Source organism: Saccharopolyspora sp. (assembly GCF_017434145.1).
GTDB classification, from domain to species: Bacteria; Actinomycetota; Actinomycetes; order Mycobacteriales; family Pseudonocardiaceae; genus Saccharopolyspora_C; species Saccharopolyspora_C galaxeae.
Map to the genome: position 1 here is coordinate 1 of NZ_JAFRFW010001018.1, position 2,379 is coordinate 2,379.

Annotated in this window: 3 protein-coding genes; 1 reads left to right on the forward strand and 2 read right to left on the reverse strand. The window is 72.0% G+C overall.

What is annotated here, in order from left to right:
• Positions 1 to 172: LUD domain-containing protein (locus IJH84_RS27745; protein ID WP_295150852.1), on the forward strand; the 172-nt coding region annotated here is incomplete at its 5' end.
• A gap of 111 nt (positions 173 to 283) precedes the next feature.
• Here the strand turns inward: IJH84_RS27745 and IJH84_RS27750 are convergent.
• Both IJH84_RS27750 and IJH84_RS27755 read right to left on the reverse strand, forming a co-directional pair.
• Positions 284 to 832 (reverse strand): GNAT family N-acetyltransferase, encoded by a 549-nt coding sequence (locus IJH84_RS27750; protein ID WP_295150848.1) that lies wholly within the window; start codon positions 830 to 832, stop codon positions 284 to 286.
• Positions 833 to 933: 101 nt separating this feature from the next.
• Positions 934 to 2,379: acyl-CoA carboxylase subunit beta (locus IJH84_RS27755; RefSeq protein WP_295150850.1), on the reverse strand; the 1,446-nt coding region annotated here is incomplete at its 5' end.

The window sequence follows — 2,379 nt, forward strand, 5'->3', positions numbered from 1 at the left end:
CGACGCGTCCTCGGTGGTGGCCGGGGTGCCCGAAGCGGTCGCGCTGCTGGTGCCGGAACGTCCGACGACGCTGATCAGCGGCCCGTCGGCCACCTCGGACATCGAGCTCGACCGGGTCGAAGGCGTGCACGGCCCGCGCACTCTGGAGGTCGTGATCCGCACCGACGCGTGAGGGGTTCTCCCGCTCGACCTGCCTCTCGCGGACCGCGTGGCGCGAGCCCACCGGCGGTGCGGAAAATCGGCTCGGCCGGTCGGCTCCGGGTCCACCGGGTTTCGACGTCGATCATCGAGTGGCGAACTTCGCCGGGTCGAACGCGAACACTCGGTAGTCGCTGCCGCGGTGGTCGAACCGCCCGATCTCGCTCATGCCGTAGTGGCGGTGCACCGCGAGCGACTTCTCGTTCGCCGCCTGTACGAACGCCACACCTCGATCGAACCGGCCGGAGAGTTCCCGGCTGAGCCCGGCCAGCAGCATCGTCAGCACCCCGCGCCCCTGGAAACGCCGGTCCACCGCGGCCGGGCCGTAGAGGAAGAACCGCGTCGAGGCCGCCAGGTTCTGCCGGGCCGTGGCCACGGTCGGCACCGGCGGGCCACCGGTGACCACGTCCGGTTCGGTGGTCACGGCGAAACCGGCGAGCACGCCGCCGTCCTCGGCGACGAACACGCCGAGATCGGCCTGGAACCGGGCGAGTAGCTGCTCGTCCAAGGTGCCCTGCACGAAACCGCGCTCGGCCCGCTGCGCTGCAGACAGCTCGTCGCCGCGGGCGGCGTCCAGCAGCGAAAGGATCGCCGGGCGGTCGGCAGGGCCGGATCGGCGGACCGTGATCGTCATGGCGTTGCCCCTCCCGACGCTGATTCTGGACTTGTCCGGTGGAGCCGACCGGAAAGGGGTGGGTGCTCAGGTCGCACGCTGACGCATCCACCGCCGGACGGTCACCACGTGTCCACGCACGACCGGGTGCCGCCGTGTCCACGCTCGGCGGTGAGCAGCGCGGTGATCCAGCGACGCGACTCGGCCGGGTCGATGACGTCGTCGATCTCGAACGCGGAAGCCACGTTGGTGGCCTTGCCGCGCTCGTACTCGGCGGCGACCATCTCGGCGAACCGCTGCCTGCGCCGCTCGGGATCGGTGATCGCGTCCAGTTCCTTGCGGTAGCCGAGCCGGACCGCGCCTTCCAGCCCCATCGGGCCGAACTCGCCGGTCGGCCACGCCACGATGAACCGCGGCCGCCCGAACCCGCCCGCGGCCATCGCCTGCGCACCGAGCCCGTAGCCCTTGCGCAGCACGATGGTCCCGAACGGCACCGTCAGGTTCGCGGCGTTGACGAAGATCCGGCTGACGTGGCGCACCGCGGCGGTCTTCTCGACTTCCGGGCCGACCATGAACCCCGGCGTGTCGCACAGCGACAGCACCGGCAACCCGTAGGCGTCGCACAGCTGCAGGAACCGGGCGATCTTGTCCGCGGCCGGGGAGTCGATCGCGCCTCCGAGGTGGGCGGGGTTGCTGGCGATGACGCCCAGCGGGCGCCCCTCGACCCGGGCCAGCGCGGTGATCGCGCCGTGGCCGAAGTCGCCGCGCAGCTCCAGCACCGAATCCGCATCGGCCAGCCCGTGCACGACCTGACGCATGCCGTAGACCCGCAGCCGGTTCTGCGGTATCGCGTGGCGCAGCGCGCGCTGGTCCGGCGCCTCCCAGTCGGCGAGGTCGCCTTGGAAGTAGGACAGGTATTTGCGTGCCAGCGCGACCGCGTCCGCGTCGTCGGCGGCCGCAACGTCGATCACTCCGTTGGCGCGCTGCACCTCGGCCGGGCCGACCTCGTCCGGGGAGAACTCGCCGAGCCCGCCGCCTTCGATCATCGCCGGGCCGCCCATCCCGATCGAGGCTTCCGGTGTCGCGATCACCACGTCGCAGCAGCCCAGCAGCGCGGCGTTGCCCGCGAAGCAGCGGCCCGAGGCGATGCCCACCAGCGGAACCGTGCCGCTGAGCTGCGCGTACAGCGCGAACGCCGAGCTGTCGAGCCCGGTCACCCCGGCGCCGTCGGTGTCGCCGGGACGGCCACCGCCGCCTTCGGCGAACAGCACCACCGGCAGCCGCGAACGCTCGGCCAGCTCGAACAGCCGGTCCTTCTTGGCGTGCCCGCGCTGGCCCTGGGTTCCGGCCAGCACCAGGTAGTCGTAGGACATCGCCACGACGCGGGAGCTCTCGCCGAACTCGTTGCCGCCGACCCTGCCCACTCCGGCGATCAGCCCGTCGGCCGGGGTGCGCTGCACCAGGTCCTCAACCGGGCGGCGAGTGCGTTGCGCGGCGATCGCCAACGCGCCGTACTCGACGAAACTGCCTTCGTCGCAGAGGTCGTCGATGTTCTCGCGGGCGGTGCG

Bases quoted from the DNA above. Each gene is read 5' to 3' on its own strand.
- IJH84_RS27750 (WP_295150848.1), bottom strand. From the start codon at position 832: ATGACGATCACGGTCCGCCGATCCGGCCCTGCCGACCGCCCGGCGATC.